Below are 16254 nucleotides of genomic sequence, written 5' to 3' on the forward strand. Positions count from 1 at the left end.
GGGTCCGGCGTGCCGCGGGGTCTCTCACCAGCGGGGCACCGCCGGGGGGAGCCAGTCGGGGTCGGCGATCCGCATGGCCGCCGCGTCGTCGCGGTCGCGGAGCGCGCCGTCGTCCTCCAGCCACCGCCGGTGCAGCGCGGCGAGCCGGTCGTGGTCGAGGGTGACGCCGAGGCCGGGCGCGTCGGACACCCGCACGGCGCCGTCCTCGAAGGCGAGGCGTTCGGTGAGGACGTCCTCGGACTGCCACGGGTAGTGGGAGTCGCAGGCGTGGTGCAGGCCCGGGACGGTGGACGCGACGTGGGTCATCGCGGCGAGGCTGATCCCGAGGTGGGTGTTGGAGTGCATGGAGACGCCCACGCCGAAGGTGCGGCAGACGGCGGCGAGGTGCAGGGTGTTGCGCAGTCCGCCCCAGTAGTGGTGGTCGGAGAGGACGACCTGGACGGCGTTCGTGGTGAACGCCTCCTTGATCTCGGCGAACGTCGTCACGCACATGTTGGTCGCCAGCGGCACGCCGGTGCGGGCGGCGACCTCGGCCATGGCGGGGGTGCCGAGCGTCGGGTCCTCCAGGTACTCCAGGATGCCGCCGACCGCCTCGGCCACCTCGACCGAGGTCTCGACGGACCAGGCGCCGTTGGGGTCGAGCCGCAGCGGGTGGCCGGGGAAGGCCTCGGCGAGGGCGCGGACGGCGGCGATCTCCTCCTCGGGCGGGAAGACGCCGCCCTTGAGCTTGAAGGAGCCGAAGCCGTACCGCTCCTTGAAGGCGCGGGCCTGCGCGACGACGCCGGCCGGGTCCAGGGCGGCTCCCCAGTCGTCCTTCTCGGCCGGGACGCCGTCGGGGTGGTCGGCCCATTTGTAGAAGAGGTACGCGCTGTACTCCACGGTGTCGCGGAGCTTGCCGCCGAGCAGGGCGTGCACGGGCAGGCCGAGGCTCTTGCCGAGGGCGTCGAGGCAGGCGACCTCGAAGGCGGAGGCGATGGACAGCCGCAGCTTGTCGGCGGTCTGCACGCCGCGCAGCCCGCCGACGTCGACGGCGTCGTCGACCCGGGCGGCCTCGACGGCGACCTCGTCCAGGAGCGCGAACAAATCGTTCACATCCGTGACCTTGCGGCCCTTGAGCTGCTCGGCAAAGGGGTGGGCCAGTTCCAGGTACTTGGTGTCGCCGTAGGTCTCCCCCACGCCGGTGGTCCCGTCCGCCGTGACGATCTCGACGATCAGCCGGGGCGTGTAGGGCTGGTGGACGCCCTGCGTGTTCAGCAGCGGCGGGTCGGCGACCAGGATCGGCGTGAGCCGCACCTCGGTGATGGTCAGGTCGCGGGCGGTCGACACGGTTAACACGTTCTGCGCGGTCACAGGGCGGCTCCTACGAGGTCCAGGCCGGCGGCGAGCAGGTCCTTGAGGTCGGTGAGGTCGGAGGGCGAGGGGTCGGTGAGCGGGGCGCGTACGGGGCCCACGGGGCGTCCGCGGAGTCGTGCCGCCGCCCGTGCCCGTGTCGGGGCTCACCCGCGCCATCTCCCCCCAGGAAGGTCATCCATGTATGAGAACAGAGGCTAGATAGGCGAACCAGGGCCGTCAATGGGTCGGTGGCAACCGGTCCCGGAGGGTCAGCCGGCGGCCTGCGCGGCGACGCTCCCGATCGCCTCGACGGCGACCTCGGGCTCGTCGACGTGGAGGCAGTGCCCGCTGTTCTCGGCGGTGCTCAGTCCGCTGTCGCCGGTGCGGCGATCGATGGGTCTGCGACCCGTGCCCATGGGGGTGGTGGCACCACCGTCGGTTCGTGCGCCGGACGCACCGGACGGCGGGAACACGGGGGCACGGGGAGGGGCCCGGGGACTACGGGGACTACAGGGACTACAGGGACTACAGGGACTACAGGAAGACGTACGCCTCCACCTCGGCGAGGTACCGGCCCCGCCGCTCCTCGTCGTCGTCCAGGAAGGCCGCGAGGAAGGAGTTGCGGGCCAGCTCGCGCAGCCGCTCCGGGCCGAGGCCGAGGATGTCGCGCACCGCGTCGAAGTTGTCGCCCGCGTAGCCGCCGAAGTAGGCCGGGTCGTCGGAGTTCACCGTGCACAGCAGGCCGGCGTCGAGCATCGCGGGCAGCGGGTGGGCGGCGAGGGTGTCCACGGCGCGCAGCCGGACGTTCGACAGCGGGCACAGGGTCAGCGGGATCCGGTCCCGCACCAGCCGCGCCACCAGCGCCGGGTCCTCCACGCAGCGCAGCCCGTGGTCGACCCGTTCGACGCCGAGGACGTCCAGCGCCTCGGTGATGTACTCGGGCGGGCCCTCCTCACCGGCGTGCGCCACGCGCCGCAGCCCGAGCGCGGCGGCCGCCTCGTACACCTCGCGGAACTTCGCCGGCGGGTGGCCGACCTCGGCCGAGTCCAGGCCCACACCGGTGATCCGGTCCAGGTGGGGCTCGGCCGCGTCCAGGGTCGCCAGGGCCGACTCGGCGGACTCGTCCCGCAGGAAGCACATGATCAGCCGGGTCGAGACGCCGTGCGTCTCCTCACTGCGTCCGAGCGCCCGCCACAGCCCGTCGACCACGGTGTTCATGCCGACGCCCCGGGCCGTGTGCGCCTGCGGATCGAAGAAGATCTCCGCGTGCCGCACGCCCTGCGCCGCGGCGCGGGCCAGGTAGGCGTCGGCGAGGTCCTCGAAGTCCCGCTCGGTGCGCAGCACGGCCATGAGCTCGTAGTACAGGTTCAGGAACGACTGGAGGTCCTGGAACCGGTACGCCTCGCGCAGGGCGTCGGTGTCGGCGTAGGGCAGGTCGACACCGTTGCGGGCGGCGAGGGCGAAGGCGAGCTCGGGTTCGAGGGTGCCTTCGATGTGAAGGTGCAGTTCAGCTTTGGGTACGGGCATCGAAACATCGTACGGGCGGCCTCAGCGACGCTTGGGGAGCGGCACTCGCAGCAGGTCGCGGGCCACGGTCAGCTCGCCCGCGTACCCGGCGGCCCGCGCCTGCCGCTCGAACTCCTCCGGGTCGCTGTAGCGCTGGCTGAAGTGGGTGAGCACCAGGTGCCGCACGTCCGCGTCCCGCGCCACCCGGGCCGCCTGGCCGGCCGTCAGGTGACCGTGCTCGACGGCGAGCTCCTCGTCCTCGTCGAGGAACGTGGACTCGATGACGAGCAGGTCGCAGCCCTCGGCGAGCGCCTGCACCCCCTCGCAGAGCCGGGTGTCCATGACGAACGCGAACCGCTGGCCGCGCCGCACCTCGCTGACGTCCTCCAGCGCGATCCCGTTGAGCGTGCCCTCGCGCTGGATGCGGCCGACGTCCGGGCCCTTGATGCCGTGCGCGGCGAGCCGGTCGGGCAGCATCCGCCGGCCGTCGGGTTCGACCAGCCGGTAGCCGTACGACTCGACGGGGTGCGACAGCTTCCGCGCCTCCAGCGTGTACCCGGGCGTGCGGGCGAGCGGGCCGTCGGCGCCGACGGGTCCCTCGGTGATGCCGACCGTCTCGCGGTAGGCGGTCGCGTACCGCAGCCGGTCGAAGAAGCGCTGCCCGGAGCCCGGGTAGTGGGCGGTGACGGGGTGCGGGACCCGATCGAGGTTGATGCGCTGGATCACTCCGGCGAGGCCGAGCGAGTGGTCGCCGTGGAAGTGGGTGACGCAGATCCGGTTCAGGTCGTGCGCGGCGACCCCGGCGCGCAGCATCTGGCGCTGGGTGCCCTCGCCTGGGTCGAACAGGATGCCCTCGCCGTCCCAGCGCAGCAGGTAGCCGTTGTGGTTGCGGTGGCGGGTGGGGACCTGGCTGGCGGTGCCGAGCACCACCAGTTCGCGTACGGACACAGGGGGCTGCCTATCCGGGCGGCCAGTGGAGGCCGCGGCCGCCCAGGACGTGGGCGTGCGCGTGCCAGACGGTCTGGCCGGCGCCGCTGCCGGTGTTGAAGACGATGCGGTGGCTCTCCAGGTGCTCCTGGTCCGCGACGGCCTGCGCCTCGCGCAGGAGGTCCGCCGCGACCTCGGGAGCGGCCGCGGCGAGGGCCGCCGCGTCCTTGTGGTGCGCCTTCGGGATCACCAGGACGTGCGTGGGCGCCTGCGGGTTGATGTCGCGGAAGGCGACGGTGGTGTCCGTCTCCCGGACGATCGTCGCCGGGATCTGCCCTGCGACGACCTTGCAGAACAGGCAGTCGTCCTGCGGTTCCCCTGCCATGGGTGTGCCTCCTCGCGCCGGGTTGATCGCCTACCCGGCATCGTATCCGTCACACCGTCGCGCCGGACGCTTCGGCTACCTCGGCCGCTTCGGCTTCTTCGGTTGTCTCGGTTTCCTCGGTTGCTTCGGCTGCATCGGTCACGTCGGTCACGTCGGTCACGTCGGTCACGTCGGTCACGTCGGTCAGGACAGCGTCGGCGGCGTCTTCGCCGGTGTCTCCTCGAGCGCGGCCAGCGCCAGCCGTACCGCCTCGTCCAACTGGACGTCCCGGCCTGCCGCGTGGTCCTGCGGGCTCTGGACGACCTCCACGTCCGGGTCCACGCCGTGGTTCTCCACGCCCCAGCCGTAACCCTCCAGCCAGAAGGCGTACTTGGGCTGGGTGACGAGGGTGTGGTCGACCAGCCGGTAGCGGCTGTCGATGCCGACCACGCCGCCCCAGGTGCGGGTGCCGACGACCGGGCCGATGCCGAGCGCCTTGATCGCCGCGTTGACGATGTCGCCGTCGGAGCCGGAGAACTCGTTGGCGACGGCGACGACCGGGCCGCGGGGCGCGTCCTGCGGGTAGCTCTCCGGGCGCATGCCGCGCGGCAGGTCCCAGCCGACGATCCGCCGGGCCAGCTTCTCCACGACGAGCTGGGAGGTGTGGCCGCCGCGGTTCTCCCGGACGTCCACGATCAGGCCCTCGCGGATCACCTCGACCCGCAGGTCCCGGTGGATCTGGGCCCAGCCGGGCGCCTGCATGTCGGGGACGTGGATGTAGCCGAGCCGGCCGCCGGACAGTTCGTGGACATGGGCCCGCCGGTCGGCGACCCAGGCGTGGTAGCGCAGCGGCTCCTCGTCCGCGACGGGGACGACGACCGCGTGCCGCGGGTCGCCGCCGCCGGCCGGGGAGACGGTCAGCTCCACGGGCTTGCCCGCGGTGCCGACCAGCAGCGGGGCCGGTCCGGCCAGCGGGTCGACCGGCTGTCCGGCCACGGCGACGATCGCGTCACCGGTGCGGATCGCGACGCCGGGCGCGGCCAGCGGGGAACGGCCCTCCGGGTCGGAGGTCTCCGCGGGCAGGATGCGGTCGACGCGCCAGCTGCCGTCCTCGTGGCGGGAGATGTCCGCGCCGAGCAGGCCCTGCCGGGCGCCGCCGCCGAAGCCGCCGCGCGGGGTGACGTAGGCGTGCGAGGTGCCGAGTTCGCCCTGGACCTCCCAGAGGAGGTCGACCAGGTCGTCGTGGGTGGCGAGCCGCTCCAGGACGGGCCGGTAGCGGTCGAGGACGGCGTCCCAGTCGACGCCGTTCATGTCCGGCCGCCAGTAGTTGTCCCGCATCACGCGGCCGGCCTCGTCGAACATCTGCCGCCACTCGGCGGCCGGGTCGACGAACTGGCGGACCCGGTCGAGGTCGACGGTGATGTTGCTGTCGCTGTCGTCGTCGCCCGACGCGCGCCGGTCGCTGGGGACGACCTTGAGCCGGCTGTCGGTCCACAGCAGCACCCGCTTGCCGTCACCGCTGACCTCGAAGTGGTCGGCGTCCGAGGTCAGGTGCTCGAGGCGCTGCTGGGCGAGGTCGTAGCGCTCCAGCTCGGTCTTCGGGTCGGGGTCGTCGGGGGTGGCCCTGGAGGCGCCGAGCACGCCGCGCACCGGGTGGCGCAGCCACAGCACCCCGTCCTTGGCGGCGCGCAGGTTGGAGTAGCGGGCGGCCTCGACCGGGAACGGCACGATCCGGTCGGCGAGCCCCTCCAGGTCGATCCGGGTGGTGGGGGTGCCCTCGCTGTCGGGGGTCTCGTCCCGGTCCGGCGTCTCGAAGGGGCGGCCGTGCCGCTGCGGGCCGAACGGCGACGGGGTCGTCGCGGCGAGGGTGATCAGGTGCGGCCGGGCGCCCTCGACGAAGGCGAGGTCGAAGACGTGCTCGTCGTAGACCGGGTCGAAGGAGCGGGTCGACAGGAACGCGAGGTGTTTGCCGTCGAGGGTGAAGGCGGGCGCGTAGTCCTGGAAGCGCAGCGGGGTCGCCTCGGTGACCTGGAGGTCGGTGGTGCTGGCGATCCTCAGCTGGCTGAGCGGGCGGGGGCCGGGGTGGGACCAGGCGAGCCAGGCGGAGTCGGGCGAGAAGGTCAGCCCGGAGACGTCGCCGTCGGCGCTGCGGTCGACCTCGCGGACCTCGCCGGTCTCCCGCTCGACGAGCAGGACGCGGCCGTCGTGCGAGGCGACCGCGGCGCGGCTGCCGTCCGGTGACATCGCGAGTCCCAGGACCCGGCCGAGCTGTCCGGCGGCGAGCCGGCGCGGGGTCGCGCCGGGGGCGAGGCCGGTAGCCGGGGCGAACTCCAGGGCGTCGTCGCCCTCGGCGTCCGTCACCCACACCACCCACTCCTCGCCGTCCGCGCGGAAGGTGCGCGGGCGCCGGGCGCGGACGCCGGGGGTGGCGGCGAGGGCCCGGGCGGGCCCGGACCGGTGGGTGACCCAGTGGACGGCGCCGCGCACGCAGACGGCGCTGCCGCGCGCGGTGTGGTCGGGGGCGGCGGAGCCGAACCAGCGGGCCGCGTTCACCGGGAACGGCTGGAGGTCGACGCGCTGGCCGCCGAGCCGGATGTCGAGCGGGCGGGGCTCGGCCCCGTCCAGGTCGTCGAGGAGCCACAGCTGCCCGGCGCTGGCGTAGACGACGCGGGTGCCGTCGGTGGCGGCGTGCCGGGCGTAGAACCCTCCCCCACTCTCGGCTTCGCTCGAGCGGGAGGTGCCCCCAAGGGGGGTGTGCCGGCGCAGGTCGGACCCGTCGGCGAGGGAGGAGTACAGCGCGCCGGTGCCTTCGTGGTCGGAGAGGAAGGCAATCCTCGTCCCCACCCAGAGCGGGTACTCGATGTTCCCGTCGAGGTCGGCGTGCAGGCGTACGAACTCGCCGGGGAGCGCGGTGGCTTCGGGAGCTTCGGTGACCTCGGTGGCGTCGGCGGCCCCGAAGTCTCCCGTCTCCCGCTCGATCCACAGCTTGCCCGCCGTGCCTCCCCGGTAGCGCTTCCAGGTGGCGGCCTCGCGGCCCATCGTCGCGGACAGCAGTACGGTGCGCGGCCCGTGGGCGACGTCGCCGACGGGGCCGTAGGGCAGCGTGGTGGCGGGTCCTCCGTCGAGGGGGATCGCGCGGGCCCAGGTGCGGCGCAGGCTGGCCTGGCCGTGGGTGCTGAGCGCCAGGACCCTCCCGTCCGGTGTCCAGCCGCGCACCTGGGTCTTCCCGCTCCCCCAGTACGTCAGGCGTCTGCCGGGGCCGCCCTCGACGGGCGCGACGTGCACCTCGGGGGCGCCGTCACGGGTGGAGGTCCAGGCGACGGTGGTGCCGTCGGGCGAGATGCGGGGCATCGTCACGGGCACGTTGTCGGCGCTGGCCCGCCAGGCGCGGCCGCCGTCGAGCGGGGCGAGCCACACGTCGTCCTCGGCGGTGAAGGCGACCAACTCGCCGTGCAGATGCGGGAACCGGAAATAGGCGGCGGAGGCAACCGATGCAGGCTGTGTCACCCGATCACCCTATGCAAGCGCGGTCGGCGTGGACAGGGGTTTGGATCACTTGCCCTCGACAGGGCGGCAGGAGGGGTACTGGTCGCACCACACGGTCGTCGTGACCGTGACCGTGACGGTGGGCCGCGGGCCGCGGTTCGTGGGCTCGCCCACCGCCGGCGGGCTGGTGGCGTCGCAGTCGCCCAGGCCGTCGACCCGGAACACCTGCTTGCCGTCCACCTTCGCGGTGATGTCCCCGCGCACGCAGGCGCCGTCGACGGCGTGGGTGATCTTCCCGGTGACGGTGATCTCCTTGCCGTTCTCGGTCTCCCCGTCGCAGTCGACGGTGGCCACGGTCTTCTCGCTCGCGCTCGCGGAGCGGGACGACGCGCTCTCCTCGTCGCCGTAGGAGGCGGTGCAGCTGAGCCACCGCACACCGTCCTTCTGTCGGTTGAGCTCCTGCGTGACCGTCTTGTCGGTCGTGAGCGCCACCGCGGCCGAGCCGACCGAGCCCGGCTCGCACGCCACGGCCCCGCCCACGGCGACCACGGCGAACCCCACGGCGAGCACCGGCCGCCGCCACCGTGGCCCTCGCCCGGCCCTCGACCACGACCTCGGCCAAGGCCTGGGCCAACTCCCTGTCAGTGCCCTCTTGGACGCCATGAACGGCAGCCTGCCACCGTCACCGGCGTGACGGTAGGGCGCATACGGTCACCGCGCACCACCGTGGCGGATGCGCGGCGAACGCCGCCTCAGAAGACTCGTCGTGGACGGTTCCGGTGCGGGCGAAGCAGCCGTTCACCTGTGGTCGGTGCGCCATCGGCACCGTACCGAGGGACCCTGTCGGGAGGTGCTCGCACTGCACAGGGACGGGCGGACGACACACCTCGTGTTCCGGGGCGGCGAGGGACGTTTCGTCCCCGACGGCTTCCTGCACTCCGGGTGCGTGGCCGTCAGGGGGCAGGGAACGCCGAACCCGCACGAGCCCGGTGTCGTACGGGCCTTCGTCGACGAGGCGGCCCGGCGCGGGCTGCTCACCGGGGCCGCGGAGCTCGACGGCTGGGAGCTTTTCTTGGCGGTCGCCGCCGGCCGTGCGGCGGACGGCCGACCGGGGCCGTCACGACCAGCGGCCCGTGCGGGCCAGGAGGACGGCCGCCGCCGCGGTGCCGGCGGTGGAGGTGCGCAGGACGCTGCGGCCCAGGCGGTAGGGCTCGGCGCCGGCCTGCGCGAAGAGCTCCAACTCCTCCGGTGAGACGCCGCCTTCGGGTCCGACGACCAGCACGATGGTGCCGGAGGCGGGGAGTTCGGCGGTCGCGAGGGGTTCGGTGCCGCTCTCGTGGAGGACTGCGGCGAAGTCCGCTTCGGCGAGAAGTGACGCAACCTGTCGGGTCGTGGCCGCGTCCGCGACCTCCGGGAAGCGCGTCCGGCGGGACTGCTTGCCGGCCTCGCGGGCCGTCGCCCGCCATTTGCCGAGGGCCTTCAGCCCGCGCTCGCCCCGCCACTGGGTGACGCAGCGCGACGCCGACCACGGCACGACCGCGTCGACGCCGACCTCGGTCATCGTCTCCACGGCCAGCTCGCCCCGGTCCCCCTTGGGCAGGGCCTGGACAACGGTGAGCCGGGGCGACTCCACGGGTTCCTCGACGACGTCGCCGAGGCGCACGATCAGCCGGTCCTTGCCTTCGGTGCCGGTCACCTCGCCCTCGGCCCGGCGGCCCGCGCCGTCGGTGAGGACGACGGTCTCCCCGGCCCGCAGCCGCTTCACGGAGACGGCGTGCCGTCCCTCGGGGCCGTCGAGCACGTGGTGGCCGGAGCCGTCCGTGCCGAAGTCGTCCACGACGAAGACCGGGGCGGTCATCGGGCACCTCCCGCCGACAACGCGTTCCGGGTGGCGGTGAGTTCGGCGGCCAGCACCTCCACCAGCTGCCCGGCGGGCAGCTCGCGGGCCATCCGGTGGCCCTGTCCCGCCCACAGCGCCATGCCCTGCGGGTCCCCGGCGGCGGCCGCGGCCTTGCGCAGCGGGGTGGTCAGATGGTGGACGTCCGGGTAGGCGGCGGGCGCGTACGGGCCGTGCTCGCGCAGGAAACGGTTGACCAGGGCGCGGGCCGGACGTCCGGAGAAGGCCCGGGTCAGTTCGGTGCGGGCGTACAGGGGGTCGGTCAGCGCCTGCTTGTGCAGGGCGTGCGCGCCGGACTCGTGGGTGGCGAGGAACGCCGTGCCGAGCTGGGCCGCCGAGGCGCCGGCCGCGAGGACGGCGGCGATCTGACTGCCGTGCATGATGCCTCCGGCCGCGACGACCGGGATGCCCACGGCCTCCCGCACCTGGCTGATCAGCGACAGCAGTCCGATGCCGGAGCCGTCCGCCTCCGGGTCGTCCCGGTGGGTGCCCTGATGGCCGCCGGCCTCGACGCCCTGCGCGATCACCGCGTCGGCGCCCGCCTCCTCCACGGCCCGCGCCTCGTCGGGGGTGGTGGCGGTGGCCAGCGTGAACGTGCCGGCGCGGCGCAGGGCGTCCAGGACGTCGCGGGAGGGCACGCCGAAGTGGAACGACACCACCGGCACCGGGTTGTCGAGCAGGACGGCGAGTTTGGCGTCGTAGCCGTCGTCGCGGCCGCAGTCGGGGTCGCCGAGCTCGGTGGAGTACCAGGGGGCCTCACCGGCCAGCTGGTGGGCGTAGACGCCGACGGCGGCGAGGTCGGGGGTCTCGGGCTGCGGCATGAAGACGTTGACGCCGAAAGCAAGGCCGGTCAGCCCGCGCAGCTGCTTGATCTCCTGGTACATCCCGTCCGCGGTCTTGTACCCGGCCGCCAGGAACCCCAGCCCGCCCGCCTCGGACACGGCCGCGGCCAGCTGCGGCACGGCGACTCCGCCCGCCATCGGGGCCTGCACCACGGGGTGCCGGAGGAGGTCGGTGAGGGCCAAGGACATGACGGCATGTTGCCACGTCCTTCGGACATCTCCGAATTGGACCGGGGTGGATCAGAGACGGCCGGAAGCGGACCGGGGACGGGCCGCAGAGGGACCGGAAAGGGACCGGACAGGGAGCCGGGGGCGGATCCAGGGGCGGGATCCGGGGGTGCGGATCGACGAAGGGCCGCAGAGGGATCGAGGGGGACCAGAGGCGGACCGGGGGGACCAGAGGCGGACCGGGGGGACCAGAGGTGGACCGGGGGGACCAGAGGTGGACCGGGACGGTTCGGCGAAGGGCCGGAAACGGTGCGGCATCGGGTCCGAAGCCGGTCCTGCCCCTCGGTGCGGGCCGCTTCCGGGAGGGCACCGCGGGGACCTCGTCCGGTCCCCGCGGAAAAGCGCCCGTCGGCGCCCGCCCGTGTCCGACGGCTCCGTCAGCGCCCGTTGAAGGCGTCCTTCAGCCGGGAGAACAGTCCCTGCTGGCCCGGCTGGAACTGGCCCAGCGGGCGCTCCTCGCCACGGAGCTTGGCGAGTTCGCGCAGCAGGCGCTCCTGCTCGACGTCGAGCTTGCCCGGAGTCTGCACCTCGACGTGCACGATGAGGTCGCCCCGGCCGCCGCCGCGCAGATGCGTGACACCCCGGCCGTGCAGCGGGATCGACTGGCCGGACTGGGTACTGGGCCGGATGTCGACCTCCTCCATGCCGTCCAGCGTCTCCAGCGGCACTTTGGTGCCGAGGGCCGCCGCCGTCATCGGGATGGTGACCGTGCAGTGCAGGTCGTCGCCGCGCCGCTGGAAGGTGCTGTGCGGCAGCTCGTGGATCTCGACGTACAGGTCGCCGGCGGGACCGCCGCCGGGGCCGACCTCGCCCTCGCCGGCCAGCTGGATCCGGGTGCCGTTGTCCACACCGGCCGGGATCTTCACCGTCAGGGTGCGGCGGGAGCGGATCCGTCCGTCGCCGGCGCACTCCGGGCACGGGTTCGGGACGACGGTGCCGAAGCCCTGGCACTGCGGGCAGGGGCGCGAGGTCATGACCTGGCCCAGGAAGGAGCGCGTGACCTGCGAGACCTCGCCCCGGCCGCGGCACATGTCGCAGGTCTGCGCGGTGGTGCCGGGTGCGGCGCCCTCACCGCTGCAGGTGGTGCAGACGACCGCCGTGTCGACCTGGATGTCCTTGGTCGTGCCGAACGCGGCCTCGTCCAGCTCTACTTCGAGGCGGATCATCGCGTCCTGGCCGCGGCGGGTGCGCGAGCGCGGACCGCGCTGCGACGCCGTGCCGAAGAACGCGTCCATGATGTCGGAGAAGTTCCCGAAGCCACCCGCGCCGAAGCCGCCCGCGCCACCGCCGCCGGCCTGCTGGAGCGGGTCGCCGCCGAGGTCGTAGACCTGCTTCTTCTGCGGGTCCGACAGCACCTCGTAGGCGGCGTTGATCTCTTTGAACCGCTCCTGCGTCTTCGGATCCGGGTTGACGTCCGGATGCAGCTCGCGGGCGAGTCGCCGGAAGGCCTTCTTGATCTCTTCCTGCGACGCGTCCCGGCGTACGCCGAGTACGGCGTAATAGTCGGTGGCCACTTACGACTCCGCCAGGATCTGTCCGACGTACCGTGCCACTGCTCGTACCGCTCCCATCGTTCCCGGGTAATCCATGCGTGTCGGTCCGACCACGCCGAGCTTGGCAACCGCCTCGCCGCCCGAACCGTAGCCCACCGACACGACGGACGTGGAGTTGAGTCCCTCGTGGGCGTTCTCATGACCGATACGGACGGTCACGCCCGGATCCTTCGCCTCTCCGAGCAGCTTGAGGAGCACGACCTGCTCCTCAAGTGCCTCCAGAACAGGCCGGATCACCAGGGGAAAGTCATGTCCGAAGCGGGTCAGATTGGCGGTGCCGCCGATCATCAACCGCTCCTCGTTCTCCTCGACCAGCGTCTCCAGGAGAGTGGAGAGCACGGTCGAGACCGTACCGCGTTCCTCGGGGTCGAAGCCCTCGGGGAGGTCCTCGACGAGGGATGGTACGTCGGCGAAACGGCGGCCCGCGACACGGCTGTTGAGCCGCGCCCGCAGATCCGCCAGGGTCGCCTCGCCGACCGGCGCCGGACAGTCGACCATGCGCTGCTCGACCCGCCCGGTGTCCGTGATCAGCACCAGCATGGCGCGCGCGGGCGCCATCGGGAGCAGCTCCACGTGCCGCACGGTCGAACGGGTCAGCGACGGGTACTGCACGACGGCGACCTGCCGGGTGAGCTGCGCGAGCAGCCGCACCGTGCGGGCCACGACGTCGTCCAGGTCGACGGCGCCCTCGAGGAAGTTCTGGATGGCGCGCCGCTCGGGCGCGGTCATCGGTTTGACGCCGGCGAGCTTGTCCACGAAGAGCCGGTAGCCCTTGTCGGTGGGGATGCGCCCGGCGCTGGTGTGCGGCTGGGCGATGAACCCCTCGTCCTCCAGGGCCGCCATGTCGTTGCGCACGGTGGCCGGGGAGACGCCCAGGTTGTGCCGCTCGGTGAGGGCCTTGGAGCCGACGGGCTCCTCGGTGCCGACGTAGTCCTGGACGATGGCGCGCAGCACCTGGAGCCTGCGTTCACTGAGCATCACGCACACCTCCAGAAGCCGTCCGCCCGGTACCTTCCCTGGCACTCTTCGCACGCGAGTGCCAGTCTCCCCGCCCAGTGTACGGCCGGGGGGTGCTCCCTGGGCAAGGCCGGTCCCACGCCGTCGCGCGGCGAAAGCCGTAGGCCGTTAGCGTCGCGGTATGACGGTGGCTTGGGAAGAGTCGGGATGGGAACGGCTGGCGCCGGGAGTGGGACGGTGCCGGCTCCCGGTCTGGGACTGCACGGTGGGGCTCGTGGTCGGCGCGGACGCGGTGCTGCTCGTGGACGCTGGTTCCTCCCTGCGCGAGGGCGCGCGGTTGCGGGCCGAGGCGCAGGCGCTCGCCGGGCGGCGTGTGACGCATCTCGCGCTCACCCACCCCCACTTCGACCATGTGCTGGGGGCGGCGGTGTTCGCGGGCGCGGAGGTGTTCGGCGCGGTGGGCCTGGACACGGTGCTGGCGCGGGGGCGCGAGGAGCTGCGCGCGGACGCGGAGCGCCACGGTCTGGACGCGCGGGCGGCCCGGGAGGCGGTGGACGCGCTGGTCCGCCCCCGGCACACGGTGCCCGGCGAACGGATGCTCGACCTGGGCGGCGGACGGCGGGCGCTCCTCACGAACGCGGGACCGGGGCACACGGCGCACGATCTCGCGGTGCTGGTGCCCGGCGATCCGACGGTGGTGTTCTGCGGCGACCTGGTGGAGGAGTCCGGCGAGCCGCAGGCGGGCCCCGACGCCGTGCCGTCGCAGTGGCCGGGCGCCCTGGACCGGCTGCTGGCCCTGGGCGGCGAGGACGCGGTGTACGTCCCCGGCCACGGCGCGGCGGTGGACGCGGCGTTCGTACGCGCCCAGCGCGACGCCCTCGCGGCTCGTGTCGGCGTGTCGGGCTGACCCTTCGGCCGAACGGGGGCCGGCTTCTCCTATCGTCATCGGAATGCGCTCGTACTCTCCTGACCTGACCCCGGGGTGGAAGAAGTCCCGGCCCGTCCCCGAGGTGCCGGCCGAGCCAGGCCTGGTGGTGGAGGAGCCCGGCAGCGGATTCTGCGGTGCGGTGATCCGCTGCGAGGCGGGCACGGTGACCCTGGAGGACCGCTTCGGCAAGCACCGGGTGTTCCCCCTGGAGCCGCGTGGCTTCCTGTGGGAGGGGCGCGTGGTGACGCTGGTGCGGCCCGCCGCCGGTCCGTCCCGGCCGACCCGTACGGCATCCGGTTCGGTGGCCGTCCCGGGCGCACGCGCGCGGGTGGCGCGCGCCGGGCGCATCTACGTCGAGGGACGGCACGACGCCGAACTGGTCGAGAAGGTGTGGGGCGACGACCTGCGCATCGAGGGCGTGGTCGTGGAGTACCTGGAGGGCGTCGACGACCTCCCGGCGATCGTCGAGGAGTTCGGTCCGGGCCCGGACGCGCGGCTGGGGGTCCTGGTGGACCACCTGGTGCCGGGTTCGAAGGAGTCGCGCATCGCCGAGGCGGTCACCGGTGAGCACGCCCTGGTGGTGGGCCACCCGTACATCGACGTCTGGGAGGCGGTGAAGCCGTCGTCCCTGGGCATCCAGTCCTGGCCGCGCGTCCCGCGCGGCCAGGACTGGAAGACGGGGGTGTGCCGGGCCCTGGGGTGGCGCGTGGCGAACACCGGCGAGGCCTGGCAGCACATTCTGGGACGGGTGCGGTCCTACAAGGACCTGGAACCGGAGCTCCTGGGGCGGGTGGAGGAGCTGATCGATTTCGTCACGGAAAGCGGTGGGGCCTGACGCCCGGGAAGGTGCCGGATTCGCTCAGCTCCTCCACATCCGCCGCGTCCTTCGATCGGCAGCCTACGCACCAGGTGAGAGACCGAACCCGCGTTCCGCGGTGATTCACTCCGCCCAGTGATCAGTCCACCAGATCCCTGACCACGGCATCCGCCAACAACCGCCCTCGCAGCGTCAGCACCGCGCGCCCCTCCTCGTACGGGCCCGGCTGGAGCAGACCGTCGGCGAGGGCCCTGTCGGCGGCCCGAAGGCCCTCCGCGCGGAGGAGGGACAGCGGGACGCCCTCCTTGAGGCGCAGTTCCAGCAGGATGCGTTCCACCCGGCGGTCCTCCTCGGAGAGGATCTCGCGCCCGGCACCCGGCGAGCGGCCCTCGGCCAGGGCCGCCGCGTACGCGCCGGGGTGCTTCACGTTCCACCAGCGCACCCCGCCCACGTGCGAGTGCGCCCCGGGGCCCGCGCCCCACCAGTCGGCGCCGCGCCAGTACAGCTCGTTGTGCAGGCAGCGGCCCGCGTCCGAGGTGGCCCAGTTCGACACCTCGTACCAGTCGAATCCGGCTGCCGACAGGGTCTCCTCGGCGATCAGGTACCGGTCGGCGTGGACGTCGTCGTCGGTCATCGGGACCTCACCGCGCCGGATGCGGCGGGCGAGCTGGGTGCCCTCCTCGACGATCAGGGCGTAGGCCGAGATGTGGTCGGGGCCCGCGCCGAGGGCCGCGTCCAGCGAGGCCCGCCAGTCGTCGTCGGACTCGCCGGGGGTGCCGTAGATCAGGTCGAGGTTGACGTGCTCGAAGCCCGCGGCCCGCGCCTCGGCGACACACGCCTCCGGGCGGCCGGGGGTGTGCGTGCGGTCCAGGACCTTCAGTACGTGCTGCCGGGCGCTCTGCATGCCGAAGGAGATCCGGTTGAAGCCGCCCTCGCGCAGGGCGGCCAGATAGGCGGGGTCGACCGACTCCGGGTTCGCCTCGGTGGTGATCTCGGCGTCCGCCGCGAGTCCGAACTCGTCGCGGATCGCGGCCAGCATCCGTACGAGGTCGTCGGCGGCCAGCAGGGTGGGCGTGCCGCCGCCGACGAAGACCGTGCGGACCTCGCGCGGGTCGTCGCCGAGCACCTTGCGGGCCAGGCGGACCTCGTCGGTCAGCGTGTCGGCGTAGTTGTCGCGGGACGCCAGGACTCCCCCACTGCCGCGCAGCTCGGTGGCGGTGTAGGTGTTGAAGTCGCAGTAGCCGCAGCGGGTCGCGCAGTACGGCACGTGCAGGTAGAACCCGAGGGGGCGGTCGGCGGCCCCGGCGAGCGCGAACGCGGGGAGCGCGCCGTCGGCGGGGACGGGCTCGCCGTCGGGGAGTGCGGAAGGCATGTGCTCCATTGTCCCGCACGCGTCCCGGTCCTTTCCCGCGTCTCC

At 73.3% G+C, this 16254-nt stretch carries 15 protein-coding genes and 1 pseudogene; 2 read left to right on the forward strand and 14 right to left on the reverse strand.

What is annotated here, in order from left to right; all coding sequences use genetic code 11:
• Positions 1 to 24 precede the first annotated feature (24 nt).
• The 13 genes and pseudogenes from OHB56_RS14645 to hrcA all read right to left on the reverse strand — a co-directional run bounded on the left by OHB56_RS14645 (position 25) and on the right by hrcA (position 13113).
• Positions 25 to 1326: a glucarate dehydratase family protein gene (locus OHB56_RS14645; RefSeq protein WP_406359061.1), complete on the reverse strand. Its 1302-nt coding sequence runs from the start codon at positions 1324 to 1326 to the stop codon at positions 25 to 27.
• Positions 1327 to 1346: 20 nt separating this feature from the next.
• Positions 1347 to 1481 (reverse strand): annotated as a pseudogene (locus tag OHB56_RS14650) (5-dehydro-4-deoxyglucarate dehydratase); the annotation flags it as partial.
• 120 nt (positions 1482 to 1601) lie between these two features.
• Positions 1602 to 1748 (reverse strand): hypothetical protein, encoded by a 147-nt coding sequence (locus OHB56_RS14655; protein ID WP_326752674.1) that lies wholly within the window; start codon positions 1746 to 1748, stop codon positions 1602 to 1604.
• Positions 1749 to 1866: 118 nt separating this feature from the next.
• Positions 1867 to 2859 (reverse strand): adenosine deaminase, encoded by a 993-nt coding sequence (locus OHB56_RS14660; RefSeq protein WP_406353710.1) that lies wholly within the window; start codon positions 2857 to 2859, stop codon positions 1867 to 1869.
• Positions 2860 to 2880: 21 nt separating this feature from the next.
• Positions 2881 to 3786 (reverse strand): ribonuclease Z, encoded by a 906-nt coding sequence (locus tag OHB56_RS14665; protein WP_406353712.1) that lies wholly within the window; start codon positions 3784 to 3786, stop codon positions 2881 to 2883.
• Positions 3787 to 3796: 10 nt separating this feature from the next.
• Positions 3797 to 4150: an HIT domain-containing protein gene (locus tag OHB56_RS14670; protein ID WP_326752677.1), complete on the reverse strand. Its 354-nt coding sequence runs from the start codon at positions 4148 to 4150 to the stop codon at positions 3797 to 3799.
• A gap of 49 nt (positions 4151 to 4199) precedes the next feature.
• Positions 4200 to 4328: a hypothetical protein gene (locus OHB56_RS14675; protein WP_406353714.1), complete on the reverse strand. Its 129-nt coding sequence runs from the start codon at positions 4326 to 4328 to the stop codon at positions 4200 to 4202.
• 5 nt (positions 4329 to 4333) lie between these two features.
• The gene (locus OHB56_RS14680) at positions 4334 to 7636 is read right to left on the reverse strand and encodes a S41 family peptidase (RefSeq protein ID WP_326752678.1); all 3303 of its coding nucleotides are present in this window, start codon (positions 7634 to 7636) and stop codon (positions 4334 to 4336) included.
• A gap of 45 nt (positions 7637 to 7681) precedes the next feature.
• Complete coding sequence (locus OHB56_RS14685) at positions 7682 to 8185, reverse strand: hypothetical protein (protein ID WP_326752679.1); 504 nt, start codon at positions 8183 to 8185, stop codon at positions 7682 to 7684.
• A gap of 547 nt (positions 8186 to 8732) precedes the next feature.
• Positions 8733 to 9473 (reverse strand): 16S rRNA (uracil(1498)-N(3))-methyltransferase, encoded by a 741-nt coding sequence (locus tag OHB56_RS14690; RefSeq protein WP_326752680.1) that lies wholly within the window; start codon positions 9471 to 9473, stop codon positions 8733 to 8735.
• The gene (locus tag OHB56_RS14695) at positions 9470 to 10543 is read right to left on the reverse strand and encodes a nitronate monooxygenase (RefSeq protein ID WP_326752681.1); all 1074 of its coding nucleotides are present in this window, start codon (positions 10541 to 10543) and stop codon (positions 9470 to 9472) included. The genes OHB56_RS14690 and OHB56_RS14695 overlap by 4 nt, the downstream gene beginning before the upstream one ends.
• Positions 10544 to 10959: 416 nt before the next feature.
• Positions 10960 to 12096 (reverse strand): molecular chaperone DnaJ, encoded by a 1137-nt coding sequence (gene dnaJ, locus OHB56_RS14700; protein ID WP_326752682.1) that lies wholly within the window; start codon positions 12094 to 12096, stop codon positions 10960 to 10962.
• The gene (gene hrcA, locus OHB56_RS14705) at positions 12097 to 13113 is read right to left on the reverse strand and encodes a heat-inducible transcriptional repressor HrcA (protein ID WP_326752683.1); all 1017 of its coding nucleotides are present in this window, start codon (positions 13111 to 13113) and stop codon (positions 12097 to 12099) included.
• A 160-nt stretch (positions 13114 to 13273) separates the two neighbouring features.
• Between hrcA and OHB56_RS14710 the strand changes: the two genes are divergently transcribed.
• Together OHB56_RS14710 and OHB56_RS14715 are read left to right on the forward strand one after the other, a co-directional pair.
• Positions 13274 to 13999, forward strand: a complete 726-nt coding sequence (locus OHB56_RS14710) for an MBL fold metallo-hydrolase (protein WP_055591660.1) — start codon at positions 13274 to 13276, stop codon at positions 13997 to 13999.
• 43 nt (positions 14000 to 14042) lie between these two features.
• Positions 14043 to 14855 (forward strand): DUF3097 domain-containing protein, encoded by an 813-nt coding sequence (locus tag OHB56_RS14715; RefSeq protein WP_406353718.1) that lies wholly within the window; start codon positions 14043 to 14045, stop codon positions 14853 to 14855.
• 121 nt (positions 14856 to 14976) lie between these two features.
• Here OHB56_RS14715 and hemW read toward each other — a convergent pair whose 3' ends face one another.
• Positions 14977 to 16209, reverse strand: coding sequence for a radical SAM family heme chaperone HemW (gene hemW, locus OHB56_RS14720; protein WP_055591674.1), 1233 nt, complete (start codon positions 16207 to 16209; stop codon positions 14977 to 14979).
• Between the last annotated feature and the right edge of the window lie 45 nt (positions 16210 to 16254).

The organism is Streptomyces sp. NBC_01635 (assembly GCF_045209715.1).
Taxonomy (GTDB): Bacteria; Actinomycetota; Actinomycetes; order Streptomycetales; family Streptomycetaceae; genus Streptomyces; species Streptomyces hirsutus.

Bases quoted from the DNA above. Each gene is read 5' to 3' on its own strand.
- OHB56_RS14655 (WP_326752674.1), bottom strand. From the start codon at position 1,748: ATGGGCACGGGTCGCAGACCCATCGATCGCCGCACCGGCGACAGCGGA.
- OHB56_RS14660 (WP_406353710.1), bottom strand. From the start codon at position 2,859: ATGCCCGTACCCAAAGCTGAACTGCACCTTCACATCGAAGGCACCCTC.
- OHB56_RS14670 (WP_326752677.1), bottom strand. From the start codon at position 4,150: ATGGCAGGGGAACCGCAGGACGACTGCCTGTTCTGCAAGGTCGTCGCA.
- OHB56_RS14690 (WP_326752680.1), bottom strand. From the start codon at position 9,473: ATGACCGCCCCGGTCTTCGTCGTGGACGACTTCGGCACGGACGGCTCC.
- OHB56_RS14695 (WP_326752681.1), bottom strand. From the start codon at position 10,543: ATGTCCTTGGCCCTCACCGACCTCCTCCGGCACCCCGTGGTGCAGGCC.
- hrcA (WP_326752683.1), bottom strand. From the start codon at position 13,113: ATGCTCAGTGAACGCAGGCTCCAGGTGCTGCGCGCCATCGTCCAGGAC.
- OHB56_RS14710 (WP_055591660.1), top strand. From the start codon at position 13,274: ATGACGGTGGCTTGGGAAGAGTCGGGATGGGAACGGCTGGCGCCGGGA.
- OHB56_RS14715 (WP_406353718.1), top strand. From the start codon at position 14,043: ATGCGCTCGTACTCTCCTGACCTGACCCCGGGGTGGAAGAAGTCCCGG.
- hemW (WP_055591674.1), bottom strand. From the start codon at position 16,209: ATGCCTTCCGCACTCCCCGACGGCGAGCCCGTCCCCGCCGACGGCGCG.